Source organism: Rahnella sp. PAMC25559 (assembly GCF_050632365.1).
Lineage (GTDB): Bacteria > Pseudomonadota > Gammaproteobacteria > Enterobacterales > Enterobacteriaceae > Rahnella > Rahnella rivi.
In genome coordinates, this window is the sequence record NZ_CP192543.1 from 4,393,986 (window position 1) to 4,406,989 (window position 13,004).

General features: G+C 57.4%; 13 protein-coding genes. 2 read left to right on the forward strand and 11 right to left on the reverse strand.

What is annotated here, in order from left to right:
• Positions 1–54 precede the first annotated feature (54 nt).
• Together ACQZQY_RS21225 and ACQZQY_RS21230 are read right to left on the reverse strand one after the other, a co-directional pair.
• Positions 55–1,341, reverse strand: a complete 1,287-nt coding sequence (locus ACQZQY_RS21225) for a nucleoside deaminase (protein WP_431296365.1) — start codon at positions 1,339–1,341, stop codon at positions 55–57.
• Positions 1,342–1,733: 392 nt separating this feature from the next.
• Positions 1,734–2,240: a DUF1993 domain-containing protein gene (locus ACQZQY_RS21230; RefSeq protein WP_056781537.1), complete on the reverse strand. Its 507-nt coding sequence runs from the start codon at positions 2,238–2,240 to the stop codon at positions 1,734–1,736.
• A 212-nt stretch (positions 2,241–2,452) separates the two neighbouring features.
• Here ACQZQY_RS21230 and ACQZQY_RS21235 point away from each other — a divergent pair, with 212 nt between their 5' ends.
• The gene (locus ACQZQY_RS21235; protein WP_431296366.1) at positions 2,453–3,721 is read left to right on the forward strand and encodes a glutamine amidotransferase-related protein; all 1,269 of its coding nucleotides are present in this window, start codon (positions 2,453–2,455) and stop codon (positions 3,719–3,721) included.
• 21 nt (positions 3,722–3,742) lie between these two features.
• Here ACQZQY_RS21235 and uraH read toward each other — a convergent pair whose 3' ends face one another.
• The 9 genes from uraH to ACQZQY_RS21280 all read right to left on the reverse strand — a co-directional run bounded on the left by uraH (position 3,743) and on the right by ACQZQY_RS21280 (position 11,221).
• Positions 3,743–4,093: a hydroxyisourate hydrolase gene (gene uraH, locus ACQZQY_RS21240; RefSeq protein ID WP_414070552.1), complete on the reverse strand. Its 351-nt coding sequence runs from the start codon at positions 4,091–4,093 to the stop codon at positions 3,743–3,745.
• Complete coding sequence (uraD, locus tag ACQZQY_RS21245) at positions 4,093–4,587, reverse strand: 2-oxo-4-hydroxy-4-carboxy-5-ureidoimidazoline decarboxylase (protein WP_431296367.1); 495 nt, start codon at positions 4,585–4,587, stop codon at positions 4,093–4,095. Before uraD ends, uraH begins: the two co-directional genes overlap by 1 nt.
• On the reverse strand, positions 4,584–5,858 hold the full coding sequence (gene hpxK, locus ACQZQY_RS21250; protein ID WP_431296368.1) for an allantoate amidohydrolase: 1,275 nt from the start codon (positions 5,856–5,858) through the stop codon (positions 4,584–4,586). The genes uraD and hpxK overlap by 4 nt, the downstream gene beginning before the upstream one ends.
• Entirely contained in the window at positions 5,858–7,096 is a 1,239-nt protein-coding gene (locus tag ACQZQY_RS21255) for a pyridoxal-phosphate-dependent aminotransferase family protein (protein ID WP_183848052.1), read from the reverse strand. Before ACQZQY_RS21255 ends, hpxK begins: the two co-directional genes overlap by 1 nt.
• Before the next feature lie 131 nt (positions 7,097–7,227).
• On the reverse strand, positions 7,228–7,989 hold the full coding sequence (locus tag ACQZQY_RS21260; RefSeq protein WP_056781559.1) for an amino acid ABC transporter ATP-binding protein: 762 nt from the start codon (positions 7,987–7,989) through the stop codon (positions 7,228–7,230).
• Entirely contained in the window at positions 7,989–8,639 is a 651-nt protein-coding gene (locus ACQZQY_RS21265) for an amino acid ABC transporter permease (RefSeq protein WP_122097357.1), read from the reverse strand. The genes ACQZQY_RS21260 and ACQZQY_RS21265 overlap by 1 nt, the downstream gene beginning before the upstream one ends.
• A 2-nt stretch (positions 8,640–8,641) precedes the next feature.
• The gene (locus ACQZQY_RS21270) at positions 8,642–9,307 is read right to left on the reverse strand and encodes an amino acid ABC transporter permease (protein WP_056781565.1); all 666 of its coding nucleotides are present in this window, start codon (positions 9,305–9,307) and stop codon (positions 8,642–8,644) included.
• Positions 9,308–9,331: 24 nt separating this feature from the next.
• Positions 9,332–10,117 carry a transporter substrate-binding domain-containing protein gene (locus ACQZQY_RS21275; RefSeq protein WP_056781677.1) on the reverse strand — a complete coding sequence of 262 codons (786 nt, stop codon included), beginning with the start codon at positions 10,115–10,117 and terminating at the stop codon, positions 9,332–9,334.
• A gap of 264 nt (positions 10,118–10,381) precedes the next feature.
• On the reverse strand, positions 10,382–11,221 hold the full coding sequence (locus ACQZQY_RS21280) for a MurR/RpiR family transcriptional regulator (protein ID WP_431296369.1): 840 nt from the start codon (positions 11,219–11,221) through the stop codon (positions 10,382–10,384).
• Between the two features lie 191 nt (positions 11,222–11,412).
• Here ACQZQY_RS21280 and ACQZQY_RS21285 point away from each other — a divergent pair, with 191 nt between their 5' ends.
• The gene (locus ACQZQY_RS21285; RefSeq protein ID WP_431296370.1) at positions 11,413–12,999 is read left to right on the forward strand and encodes a gamma-glutamyltransferase family protein; all 1,587 of its coding nucleotides are present in this window, start codon (positions 11,413–11,415) and stop codon (positions 12,997–12,999) included.
• The last annotated feature ends 5 nt before the right edge of the window (positions 13,000–13,004 follow it).

Below are 13,004 nucleotides of genomic sequence, written 5' to 3' on the forward strand. Positions count from 1 at the left end.
AAAACCGCCTGTGAAATGACCAGGCGGCCAACGATTGAGTGCGGCTGACAGACATTAAACGGTCGGTAAACCGGCCTCCAGCGCGTCGATCAACCCCTGATCCACCACCTGTTGCGGGTGAACCTTAATTTCCGAGCTGTATAGCGGCGGCAGTTTCTGACAATACGCATCCAGTTCGGTTTGCGCGATGGTCGGCACACCGTACTGGAAGGAATTCGGATTCTCCTCAGGCAATGCACCTTCCATGGTTGAACCGTAGGCACCAAGTTCAATCAGGCTGTGTGATGACTCGTCCGGACCATGCGAAAACACAAAAGTGCCGTATTTAGGATGGCCGAGATAAGGCAATACTTTTTCGTCGCCGAGAGAATCCCGCAGGTTATAACGCAGTTGCGCATAATTGCGCGTCACCAGTAAAAACGCCGTCTGAATCAATGAAGCTTTTTCGTTACCGGACAAACACAACAGCAAATTACCGAAGTAATCGAGGAATGCGACCGAGTTACCTTTACCGCCCTGAGCAATATCCGTATTCGCCGCTTCAATCAGGAAAGGAGCCAGCCCGGCATCCGGTGCGCCACGTGAGGGGGCGGTATATTGCAAAGCGTCCGGATAAATAGCCTGCAACGCCACAACGATCGGATCATCGGTCGGTAATTCTTTGATATCTTTCAACTGATCCGGCGGTAAATCTGAGTTGATGCTCGCTTTCACCTGCGTCAGGGTGGCGTCAAAAATAGACTCACACAGCGCCAGCGTCTGCACATCAATCACATCTTGCGTAAAGAACTCCGCCACCGGCGCAGAACTTGCCGGACGGGAAAAACAGTTATCCCCGTTGACGGCCGGATAACTGAATGTCTCCTGCGCCACCACAGCCAGATCGTCAGAGAGCGAAGGGAAATCCGCCAGGGTGTCGTAATTGATACCGGAATAAGTATCGAACGCCGCAGAAATCACGTTAAAGCCGCCGGTAATAATCGAACCGGTACACATGCAGCAGGGATCCAGCGAGGTCACAATAGTAATCTCGGACGGAGGTGGCATCTCAACACCCTGGGCAATTTGCGCGTAATACCAGTCGATCAGTTGTCTTTCACCGTGAGCAGTAGGATCGTTGGTCTTATTATTCATGACGACGTTATTATGAATCGCATTCAGCACTTTTCCTGTGCCATCGAGCATTACACCGCCGACGCTGAAAGTATTCTGGCAATAGGCCAGCATGGCCTGATTTGCCGCAGCGGCGGCGGCCGCTTCGACAGAAACATACGTGACGTCTTTCACTACGCCCGCTTTTAATGCCGTTGTATTTGATGAATTACAATTGCAATTACACATAGTAAATCCTTCCATTAGATTAAGTGCATAAATTGAGGATCATTAATTCGCGAAACGTCATTAAATAAATACGCCGGAATCAAAGAGGCTTTATCGTGGCAAATTAATCTTTAATTAAATAATGGAAGCTGTTGTGCCAGCGGTGGCAGCGGGGGTATTAAATAAAAAGGAGGGTATTTCAGAATTGTTTTACTTTAATCATAATCCTCGTGAATATTAAAAGTTTTATTTACGAGCTGAATAAATAGATTACAGGACGTAATAATATTGCGCGGTTCAGGTCATCAGCAACCGTTCTGACTTTCTATTTTTATGAGGGCGTCTCATTGCGAAAGAAGAAGTACCTGTTCCGGCGCCTGCCCGCAGGGTAAACGCCGGATCAAACCTATCTGTTATATCGCGCCGATAAAGTCTGCTTTACCGATATTCACGCCAAGGTGGCGCAGAATGTTGTAGGCGGTGGTGATGTGGAAATAGAAGTTCGGCACGGCAAACGCGGTCACGTAGCTGTGCGCGGTGAATTTCAGTTCGTGATTTTTGCCTTTCACCACGATCTCACGGGATTCATCACCTTCCAGTTTTGCGACATCCACGCTTTCGATAAAACGCAGCGTTTTAGCAATACGCTCCTGTAACTGGGCAAACGTCACTTCGTTGTCTTCCATCGCAGGGGCGGCTGTGCCTGACAGGCGGGCGATCGCGCCTTTTGACATATCACTGGTGATTTGCACCTGACGCGCCAGCGGATACATGTCATCGGCCAGGCGTGTGTTGAGCACCTCTTCTTCCGATTTTCCGTTTTCCTTTGCCCATGCCGCGCCCTTTTCCAGCAGGGCTGAAAGATTCTGTAAACCACGAACAAACTGTGCGGCCGTACTGCCATAAAGCGATGCTGACATGATGCTTCCTCTGTGAATGATGGGTTAGAACAACTGGCGCTACCTTAGCGCGTTACGGTCTGAACAACGCGACGTTTTATAGCAGTGGAGTGTGACGCAAATCCGGTTTACGGCATTCGCCGCTCTTTTTGTCAGCGCATGTAAACAGGCCCCTGTGTGGATCAATTCTTGCATTCACTACCCCCGCAAAAACATCTGACAGAGGACCACTGATGACCATCACCTTTATTGCACACACCACGCCCGAGCCTGCGTTGTACGGCGCGATGGCAGCGATACTTGCTGAATTGCGCGCGTTGCCGCTGTGTCACTTCCCCGTCAGTCATGATGCGCAACGTTACCCGAATGCCCGCCAGCACGTGACGGCGCAGGGGCATGCGCTGACCAGCGGGCTGGTATGGCTCGAGCGCCTGACCGGGCGCGGTGCAGGTGCTGAATCCAGCCTGGAATCACTGATTTATCGGGCACTTAAAGAAGATATCGTGGTGCCACTGCGTGAACCGTTATCCGCAGAACTGGCCGCGCAACTCGCTGAACAGGGCATTGAAATCGAATCATTAACCGTGGTGCGCCATCAGGATAAATTCCAGCTGGAAGACGTCACCACCGGCAAAATTCGCAGCAACGGCTGGGGGCGTGATGCCTTTGGCCGCTGGGCTTTAGGCTCCGTTTCACAACCGGTCATGCGGGCAGGAAAAACCTTGCGCGTGGCGCTGGTGGGGGATATTGCCGGGCAGCGCGACAGCTATCCGGCGATGCTCGCTGCACTGGGAGACGCCGCCGATGCACTGGCAATGAACATCGACGTCGTCTGGGTGACGCCAACGCTGCTGGGCAGCCTGCTGGATTCCACGCTGTTTGATGTGGACGGTATTATTCTGCCGGGCATGACGCTGACCCACACTGACTGTCAGGCCGGGCAACTGGCGACCGCCACCTGGGCGCTGGAAAATCAGACGCCGGTGCTGGGCATCAATCAGGGGATGCATCAGATGGTGACCGCGCTCGGGCAGAAAGTGCTCGGACAGGAGCGCGTGGTGATGCACGGCCCCTCGCCGCTCGGCAGCCTGCAAACCGGCCTGCCGCTGGCTGAACATACGCAGCCGCGTCTTGGGAATCATCCGGTGTTCAGCCGCAGCGGCAGCCTGCTGGCGAATAAAATGGGCGAGGAGTTCACGCTGCGCTACAACCAGCGCCGCTACCTGAATCCGCAATTACTGGCGGAACTGGAAAGCGCGGGGCTGTGCGTTTCAGGGTATGACGAAAGCGGGGAACAGGCGCAGGCGGTTGAGCTGAGCAACCATGCCTGTTTTATCGGGATCCAGGGGCAGCCGGAGCTGATGTCACGCCGCGAGCGCCCGCATCCGCTGCTGATGACCTTCCTGCAACAGGTTCGCCAGAGCAACCGCCAGCACGACGTCAGCCACGATGCGCTGACCAAAAGCGTGCGCTTAAAACAACCGCACCTGCTGATGGGCTGATGGGCTGGTGGAGCCGCGGGTCTAACTGCCGCGATAGGTCGAGTAAGAATACGGGCTGATCAACAGCGGCAGATGGTAATGATCCTGACTGCCGTCGAGCATCACATCAATAATGGCCGAGTGATACAGCGTCGCGCGGCCGGTCGCGGCGAAATACGCGCCGATATCCGCACACAGCCGGTAATGCCCGGAGGCGACAGGTTCCGGCGTTAATTTCGCGGCGCGGCCATCGGCATCGGTTTGGGTTTCGCTGATGAGCGTCACGTTGTGCCCGTCAAGGCTTTCCAGCCAGACGCGCACGTTGGCCGCAGGCTGCCCTGAGGAGGTATCGAGAATGTGGGTGGTGACTTTCGTTTTAGAAACCGGGGTCATTATTGGAAAATCTCCTTTAAACGCAGCAGGGTAATTTCTTTGAGTTGTTGCGCCGTTTCCTGATCTTCAGCGTCCGGCGAATTTTCAAGACGGCGTTGCAGATTATCCAGAATGTCTTCAGAACTGCGCCCTTTGGCGCGGATCAGAAACACCCGTCCGAAACGTTGTTCATAACGCAGGTTCCCCTCGTGCAGCGCATCGATGACCGCCTGCTGGCTGATATTGAGCGTCGCCTGTTCGCCACGGGAAAGCTGTGCTTCCTTACTGGCACCGCTGGCACGCTCGCCAATGCGCGGGTGTGCCGACAGTGCGCGGGCGATGTCATCCGGCTGCCAATGCTGACAGGCTGCTTCGGCGCATTGCATCAGGCGTTGCGTAGAAGAATAAGGCCGCGCGTCAGTGAGTTGCGTCGCCCAGGACGGAATATTCACCAGCGGGCGCAGCAGCGCAACGGCTTCGAATTCAGACAGCGCGTTAAACTCATCCAGCGTCATAAATGCCCTTCTTTAAAACTCAGCACGGTGTTGATATACGCCTGCACCGCATAAGCCACGTCGCCGGTGGTGACGGATTCATCGGGATGATGGCTGATACCGTCTTTACAGCGCACAAACAGCATGCCGACCGGCCAGCATTCGGCGATGGCGATGGCGTCATGCCCCGCGCCGCTTGGCAGTGACATCGCCTGCCCCTGTAAGTGTAAAACACTTTGATTCAGACGATGCTGCAAACCGGCGTCGCAGGCGGTGGCGCGAATGCCGTAAAACTGTTCGGCCGCGAAGGTCAGCCCGCGACGCGCCGCGATATCCCGGCCTTTCGCCAGCAGCGTTTCCAGTAAAGCGGATAAATCCTCATCACGGGGGCCGCGCACATCCAGCGACAGTTTCACCTGCCCCGCAATGACGTTGACCGCGCCCGGCAGGCATTCCAGCGTACCGACGGTCGCCACCAGATTGCGGCCGGTGGCGGTGGTGATGCTTTCAATCGCCAGCGTCCATTCGGCGGCGGCAGTCAGGGCGTCCTGACGCTGCCCCATCGGCACGGTGCCGGCATGGCCGGCGTGACCGGTAAATTCACAATTAAGACGACGCGCGCCGTTGATCGCCGTGACCACGCCGAGCGGCACATTGGCCGTTTGCAGGCACGGGCCCTGCTCGATATGCAGTTCCAGATAAGCGCAAAAATCGCTGACCGCACGCTGTGACGCGCCGATTTTCAGCGGATCCAGCCCGGCATTGTGCATAGCCTGCGCCACCGTGATGCCCTGCGCATCCTCGCGTTCCAGCCACTGGGCGGGCCAGGTGCCGGTCAGCCCCCGGCTGCCCAGCAGCGTGATGCCAAAACGCGTTCCTTCCTCATCGCAGAAACCGACAATTTCCACCGCCATCGGCAAACGGATGGCGTTCTGATGCAAATGCGCCACCACTTCCAGCGCGGTCAGCACGCCGAGCGGGCCGTCGTAGCGCCCCGCGTTGCGCACGCTGTCAAGATGTGAACCGAGCAGCAAAGCAGGTGCTGACGCATCAAGCCCTTCATAGCGCCCGCAAATATTGCCGACGCTGTCCTGCCAGACGCGCATACCGGCCAGCGCCATCCACTCCCCCATCAGACGGTTGGCCTGCAAATGTTCTGCCGAGAGATACACGCGGGTCAGTTGCCCCGGTGTTTCACTGATGGCGGCCAGTGCGTCGCAGCGCGCCATCACCCGTTCAGCGGCCAGTTTTGCGCTGCCGGAAACCGCAGCCAGCGTAAAGGCTTCTGCCATTACTGACCTCCTGCGTAGTGATCCCATGCAGCCTGCGCCCCTGCGCCGTATTTCGACGCAAAGCCCAGACGGTTAAGCACCGCTTCCAGCGCCACCAGCGTTTGCAACACACAGTCTTTACGGGCGTTGTAGCCCATGGTGCCGATACGCCAGATTTTCCCGGCCAGCGGGCCAAATGAGGTGCCGATTTCGATACTGAAATCGTTAAGCATCATCTGACGCACCTGTTCGCCATGCACGCCCTGCGGAATGACCACGCCGAGCACGTTGTTCATGCGGTTATTGAGGTCACCGAACACCTCCAGCCCCATTCCCTGAATACCGGCCAGCAGCGCGCCGCCGTGCAGTTTATGGCGGGCGATGCCGGTATCCAGCCCTTCTTCCAGAATGATGCGTGCGCATTCGCGCGAGGCGAACAGCATACTGGTGGCTTCGGTATGGTGGTTAAGACGCTCCGGCCCCCAGTAATCCATGATCATGCCCAGATCGAAATAGTTGGAGTAGATCATCTCTTCGTCGCCGTCGGCGTGGTCGGCGGTACGGATGCCTTCCTCCACGCATTTACGGCGGCGGATTTGTTCTTCAAAGCGCGGACTGATGGTCACCGGTGAGCTGCCGGACGGGCCGCCGAGGCATTTTTGCAAGCCGGCTGACACGGCGTCTAAACCCCAGGCGTCGGTTTCCAGCGGGTTGCCGCAGAATGACGCCGTGGCGTCTGAATAAAACAGCACGCCGTGGCGGCGGCAGATGTCGCCCAGCTGTTCCAGCGGCTGCAACATGGTGGTGGAGGTATCGCCCTGCACGGTCAGCAGCCAGCGGGGTTTCACCGATTTAATCGCATCTTCGATTTGCTGCGGATCAAACACTTCGCCCCACGGCACTTCGACGGTGTGCACTTCGGCACGGCAGCGGCGGGCAATTTCACACAGCAGATGTCCGAAACGGCCAAACACCGGTACCAGCACTTTGTCGCCCGGACGGATACCGGAGAGCAGCACGGCTTCGATACCGGCGCGCGAGGTGCCGTCGATCAGGAACGTCCACTGGTTTTCGGTTTTATACAGCGCACGGTACAGCGCCATGACTTCGTTCATGTAACCGGTCATCACCGGATCATATTGCCCGACCAGCTGGCTCGCCATCGCCCGCAGCACGCGCGGATCGGCGTTGATCGGCCCCGGCCCCATCAGCAGACGGGTCGGCGGGTTGATTTGTCCGGGAGAGATGAAATCTGACATAGTGGATCCTTTAATTTCTTTAAGAACTGATACCCAATAGATTTCAATGTGCAGCAAGGCGGCAATTGAACGAATCCCCGTTCACTTTGCTCACTCAGTGACCGGGGTGAGAGAAAGCAGCCAACGCCGCCTCACACTGAAAGAGGCAGCGTCTCTTCATTTAAGCCGCGTACGGAGGCGATAAACTGTTTCAGCTCGGGGGTTTGCGGATTGGCAAACAGCGCCCGGCTTTCGCCCTGTTCCCACACGGTGCCCTGATGCATAAACACCACGCGGTCGCCCACTTCACGGGCAAAATTCATTTCGTGCGTCACCAGCACCAGCGTCATGCCCTCTTTCGCCAGTTGCTCGAGCACTTTCAATACTTCGCCGACTAATTCCGGATCCAGCGCCGAAGTGATTTCATCACACAGCAGCACTTTCGGGTTCATCGCCAGCGCACGGGCAATCGCCACACGTTGCTGCTGGCCGCCGGACAGGTTCGACGGGTAATAATCCATGCGATCCGCCAGGCCGACTTTCGCCAGCATCTGCGCCGCCAGTTCGCGGCATTCAGCGGCGGACTTTTTCAGCACGCGGCGCGGGGCCAGCATGACGTTTTCCAGCGCGGTCATGTGCGGGAAAAGATTGAAACTCTGGAACACCATGCCGACGGAACGGCTGATATCACGCGCCTGCGAATCGCGGTCGGTGATGGTCATGCCGCCCAGCTTGATGCTGCCTTCCTGATAGCCTTCCAGCCCGTTTATGCAGCGTAACAGCGTGCTTTTTCCGGAGCCGCTGCGGCCAATGATGGAGATCACTTCACCGCTGTCGATATCCAGATCCACACCTTTCAGTACGTGGTTCTGGCCGTAAAATTTTTGAACCTGATTAATTGTGATCAACGGCATTACTGTTTATCTCCACGCAACGATTTCTCTAAATGCTGGCTGTAACGCGACAGCGGGTAGCACATCAGGAAGTAGCCGAGCGCCACGAGTCCGAACACTTTGAAGGGTTCGAAGGTGACGTTGTTGAGCATCGTGCCCGCTTTGGTCAGCTCGACAAAACCAATAATCGACGCCAGCGCCGTGCCTTTCACCACCTGAACGGAAAACCCGACGGTCGGTGCAATGGCAATCCGCAACGCCTGCGGGGTGATCACCCGCCATAATGTCTGGCCGAAATTCAGGCCGAGGCAGCGCGACGCTTCCCACTGGCCTTTCGGTAACGCGGCAATGCTGCCACTCCAGATATCCACCAGATACGCGCTGGTGTAGAGGGTCAGCGCCAGCGCGGCGGCTGTCCACGGGCTGACGTTGATGCCAAACAGCCCGAGGCCAAAGAATGCCAGAAACAGCTGCATCAGCAGCGGTGTGCCCTGGAAAAGCTCGGAATATAAGCGCACAAAACGCGACGGCCAGCGGCGTTTGGTCAGGCGCATCAGCAGCAGCGGTAACGTGACCAGCGTGCCGCCGACAAACGCGGTCAGCGACAGCAACAGCGTCCAGCGCGCCGCCAGCAACAGATTGCGCACAATGTCCCAGTCCGTGAAAGTCATCATCAGTTTTCACTCCCAAAGAAGCGGCGTCCGGCCAGCAGCAACAGCTGACGCATCGCGACCGACAGCATTAAATAGAACAGCGTGGTGACCAGATACACTTCGAAACTGAGGAAAGTACGCGACTGAATTAAGTTGGCCGCAAACGTCAGTTCTTCATAGGACACCTGCGATACCACGGACGATCCGAGCATCACGATAATGCACTGGCTGACCAGCGACGGATAAATACGTTTCAGCGACGGCGGCAGCACGATGCGCAGAAAGGTCTGGCTGCGCGTTAATCCGAGCACGCGCCCGGCTTCCCACTGGCCTTTCGGCGTCACCTGAATACCGGCGCGGATGATTTCCGTGCTGTACGCGCCGAGATTAATCAGCATCGCCAGCAGTGCCGCCTCACCGGCGGTCATTTTCAGACCGATGGCGGGCAGACCGAAAACAATGAAAAACAGCTGCACCACAAACGGCGTATTACGGATGGCTTCGACATACACGCCCCACACCGCCCGCAGGGTTTTATGGTTGCCGCAGCGAATGGCCGCGCCGCAGATACCGATCGCGACACCGCCAATCGTTGCCATCACCGTCAGCTCAATGGTGGTCCATAAGCCGGCCAACAGCTCCGGCATATAAGGCCACAGCGCGCTAAAGTTAAGCTGATAGGTCATGAAAGATCTCCGTGAAAACGTGGATTACGCGCCGATGGACGCCGGAAGCGGAGCCTTCATCCATTTTTCGGACAGCGCGTTGAGCGTCTTGTCTTTCACGCCTTCGGCAATCAGTTCATTCACTTTGTCTTTCAGCGCCGGTTCGTCTTTACGCAGGCCAACGAAGCACGGCGAATCTTTCAGCATCACTTTCGACTCAGGCGCTTTGGCCGGATTCATACGCGCAATTGCCGCCACCACCAGGTTACCGGTAGCAATGTATTCCACCTGACCGGACAGGTACGCCGACAGCGTGGTGTTGTTATCTTCGTAGCGCTGAATTTTGGCATCTTTCGGTGCCACATCGGTCAGCGCCAGATCTTCCACCGCGCCACGGGTCACGCCGATGGTTTTGCCGGACAGTGCTTTCAGATCCGCCAGTTTGTCGCCTTTCGCACCAAATACGCCGAGGAAGAACGGCGCGTAGGCGTTGCTGAAATCGATCACTTTTTCACGCTCGGCGTTTTTACCGAGGCTGGAAATCACCAGATCCACTTTATCGGTTTGCAGATAAGGCACGCGGTTGGCGCTGGTCACCGGCACCAGTTGCAACTTAAGTTTCATTTTATCGGCCAGGTATTGCGCCATATCGATGTCATAACCTTCAGGTTGCAGATCTTTTCCCACCGAACCAAACGGCGGGAAATCCTGAGGCACGGCCACGCGCAGCACGCCGCGTTTCTGAATATCCTGCAACTGATCGGCCATCGCGCCGGATGCCTGAAGCACCAGCATTGCAGCACCTGCCCACGCCAACAGCCGTTTGTTCATGTTCATAGATTATCTCCGGTGAAAGGTTTTTGGAACGATAGATTCTTATAAACATGACTCTGCAACGAATGTGCCAAAAACGTTTCAGCGGAAAAATTGTGCGCTAAGTCACGGTACGACAAGGGATCAGACGAATACGGCGGCATTCAGAAGCGTTTTTTTTGCCCTGTATCAGGGCAAAAAGAAGGTAATACGGAAAAGCAGGATGCACTGAAATTGTGCGAAAGCACCACAAAAGCGCTCAATGTGTTCTGTAAACGGGAATCAGCGCTGCTCCAGCTCATCCAGATCGTTATACAGATCGCTAATCTGATGAATGCGCTGACGGCCCGAGGCCAGGGTATCGTGCAGTAACGCATTGCTGAGAAGATTCGCCAGACTCATGGCGGAGGAATAGCTGTCAAACGCCGAGACGCTGTCGAGCGGTGCGGCCAGATGCCAGGCGGCCAGCGGGATAAGCGTCTGCGCCTGCGGCTCGCAGATCAGCAGCACCGGCACGCCCAGCGACTGCAACTGTGTGAGAATCGCTTTCGCCATACGCGGCCTGCGGCGGAAAGCGACAAAAATCACCACGTCCTGCGCGGTGAGATCCACCAGTTCTTCCGCCAGCGTCTGCCCTGGCTGCGGCATCATCATCACCCCTGCGCGCACCTGAATCAGCTGCTGGCGCAGGTGCAGCGCCACCGGATAGCTGTTGCGAAAGCCCAGCAGACGCACCTGCCGCGCCTGACTGAGGGCGGTGATCAGCGCGCCAAACTGAGCGCCGTCGATCTGGTTAATCCACTGGGTCAGATTAGCCATTTCCTGCTTATAGTGGCGGGATAACAGGGTGTTGCCCTGCACCGCGTCGCGGCTGTCGGTCAGCGGCATCCCGCTCTGGCGCAGGGTGCGCATTTCATCGCGCATATCGCGATAACTCGGGTAGCCGAGACGCTTAAACAGGCGGCTGACCGTGGCCTTCGACACGCCGCTAAGCCGCGCCAGCTCGGCGCTGTTGTAGCTCATCAGATCATCGATACTGGCAAATATAAAGTCGGCGACGCGCTGTTCCTGCGGCGTCAGCTCTGCGTAATGATCCCGCAGACGCTCATCAATTTGTTTCATCTCACCGCCTCTGTAACCAATGTTTCAGCACCTATCATGGCATGCACTATGCTTGCCAATGCAAGCGAAATTATGCAGGAAAGCGTGAGAAATCTGCCGATGTGGAACACCTCTTGCTTAACGTTATCCCTACGCGCCCAAAACCCTGCAAACACGGGCAGCATAAAAAAGCGTCTCAAAAAGGACATCGCATGATTAACAGTAACAGCGCACCGCTCGGTATGGCGGTGACGCCTCATCACCTGGCAAGCCAGAGTGCGCTTGCGGTATTACGTGAAGGCGGCAATGCCATTGAAGCCATGGTCGCGGCCGCTGCCACGATTGCCGTGGTGTATCCGCACATGAACGGGCTCGGCGGTGACGGTTTCTGGCTGATTGTGCCACCGCAGGGCAATCCGGTGGCTATCGACGCCAGCGGTGCCGCCGGATCGCTGGCATCGATCGGGTTCTACGCCGGTGAAACGCATATTCCGCATCGCGGCCCGAAATCTGCCCTGACCGTCGCGGGCACCGTCGGCGGCTGGCAGGAAGCGCTGAACATTTCCGCTGAATTTGGCGGCGAGCAAAAACCCCTGTCGCGCCTGCTGCGCGATGCCATTCGCTATGCGGCCGACGGCATACCGGTTACTGCCTCTCAGGAAGCTGCCAGCCGCGCCAAACAACACGAACTGAAAGACATCCGCTCATTTACCGACGTCTTTCTGCCAAACGGCGAAGTGCCCCGCGCCGGCAACCGCTTTACCCAGCCGCAGCTGGCGCAGACGCTCTCGATGCTGTGCGAAGACGGACTGGGCAGTTTTTACCGTGGCGAACTGGCCGACAGCATGGCCGCCGACATGGAAAAACTGGGTATGCCGGTCACCCGTGCCGATCTCGCGGCGTATAAGCCACAGCGCCGCGTGCCGCTGCGCCTCAAACACAGCAAAGGCGAAATCTACAACCTGACGCCGCCGACGCAGGGGCTGGTTTCGCTGGCGATCCTCGGCCTGACTGACCGTCTGCCGCTGGAAGGCATGGACGAAAGCGCCACCATTCACAGCATCGTCGAGGCCACCAAACTGGCGTTCGGCCTGCGCGATCGTTTCATCACCGACCCGCGCATGATGACGCAGGACGCCCAGAGCCTGCTGGATCCGCAGTATCTCGATGCTCTCGCGACCCGCATCAAACCCCACAGCGCCGCCGACTGGGGCAAAGGTAAAGGCCCCGGCGATACCGTCTGGATGGGCGTGATGGACAGCAGCGGGCTGGCGGTGTCGTTTATCCAGAGCATTTATCACGAGTTTGGCAGCGGTGTCGTGCTGCCGGAAAGCGGCGTGCTGTGGCAAAACCGCGGCGCCTCTTTCAGCCTCGATCCCGATCATCTGCTGGCGCTGGCGCCGGGCAAACAACCGTTCCACACCCTGAACCCCGCCGCGGCACGTTTATACGATGGCCGCACGCTGGTGTATGGCTCGATGGGCGGCGACGGACAACCGCAAACGCAGGCGGCGGTGTTTATCCGCCACGTGGTGCAGGGGCAATCCTTACAACAGGCGATCAGCGGGCCGCGCTGGCTGCTGGGCCGGACCTGGGGCGAAAGTTCGGATTCCCTGAAACTGGAAGGCCGCTTCGACTATCTGACACAGGCCGGGCTGAGGCAGCGCGGCCACGACGTCGAATTATTACCGGATTTCAGCGAGGCCGTCGGCCATGCAGGGGCGATTGTGCGCCACACCAACGGCATGTTTGAAGGTGCCTCCGACCCGCGCAGCAACGGCAGCGCCGCCGGATTTTAATCAGA

Bases quoted from the DNA above. Each gene is read 5' to 3' on its own strand.
- ACQZQY_RS21225 (WP_431296365.1), bottom strand. From the start codon at position 1,341: ATGTGTAATTGCAATTGTAATTCATCAAATACAACGGCATTAAAAGCG.
- ACQZQY_RS21230 (WP_056781537.1), bottom strand. From the start codon at position 2,240: ATGTCAGCATCGCTTTATGGCAGTACGGCCGCACAGTTTGTTCGTGGT.
- ACQZQY_RS21235 (WP_431296366.1), top strand. From the start codon at position 2,453: ATGACCATCACCTTTATTGCACACACCACGCCCGAGCCTGCGTTGTAC.
- uraH (WP_414070552.1), bottom strand. From the start codon at position 4,093: ATGACCCCGGTTTCTAAAACGAAAGTCACCACCCACATTCTCGATACC.
- uraD (WP_431296367.1), bottom strand. From the start codon at position 4,587: ATGACGCTGGATGAGTTTAACGCGCTGTCTGAATTCGAAGCCGTTGCG.
- hpxK (WP_431296368.1), bottom strand. From the start codon at position 5,858: ATGGCAGAAGCCTTTACGCTGGCTGCGGTTTCCGGCAGCGCAAAACTG.
- ACQZQY_RS21255 (WP_183848052.1), bottom strand. From the start codon at position 7,096: ATGTCAGATTTCATCTCTCCCGGACAAATCAACCCGCCGACCCGTCTG.
- ACQZQY_RS21260 (WP_056781559.1), bottom strand. From the start codon at position 7,989: ATGCCGTTGATCACAATTAATCAGGTTCAAAAATTTTACGGCCAGAAC.
- ACQZQY_RS21265 (WP_122097357.1), bottom strand. From the start codon at position 8,639: ATGACTTTCACGGACTGGGACATTGTGCGCAATCTGTTGCTGGCGGCG.
- ACQZQY_RS21270 (WP_056781565.1), bottom strand. From the start codon at position 9,307: ATGACCTATCAGCTTAACTTTAGCGCGCTGTGGCCTTATATGCCGGAG.
- ACQZQY_RS21275 (WP_056781677.1), bottom strand. From the start codon at position 10,117: ATGAACAAACGGCTGTTGGCGTGGGCAGGTGCTGCAATGCTGGTGCTT.
- ACQZQY_RS21280 (WP_431296369.1), bottom strand. From the start codon at position 11,221: ATGAAACAAATTGATGAGCGTCTGCGGGATCATTACGCAGAGCTGACG.
- ACQZQY_RS21285 (WP_431296370.1), top strand. From the start codon at position 11,413: ATGATTAACAGTAACAGCGCACCGCTCGGTATGGCGGTGACGCCTCAT.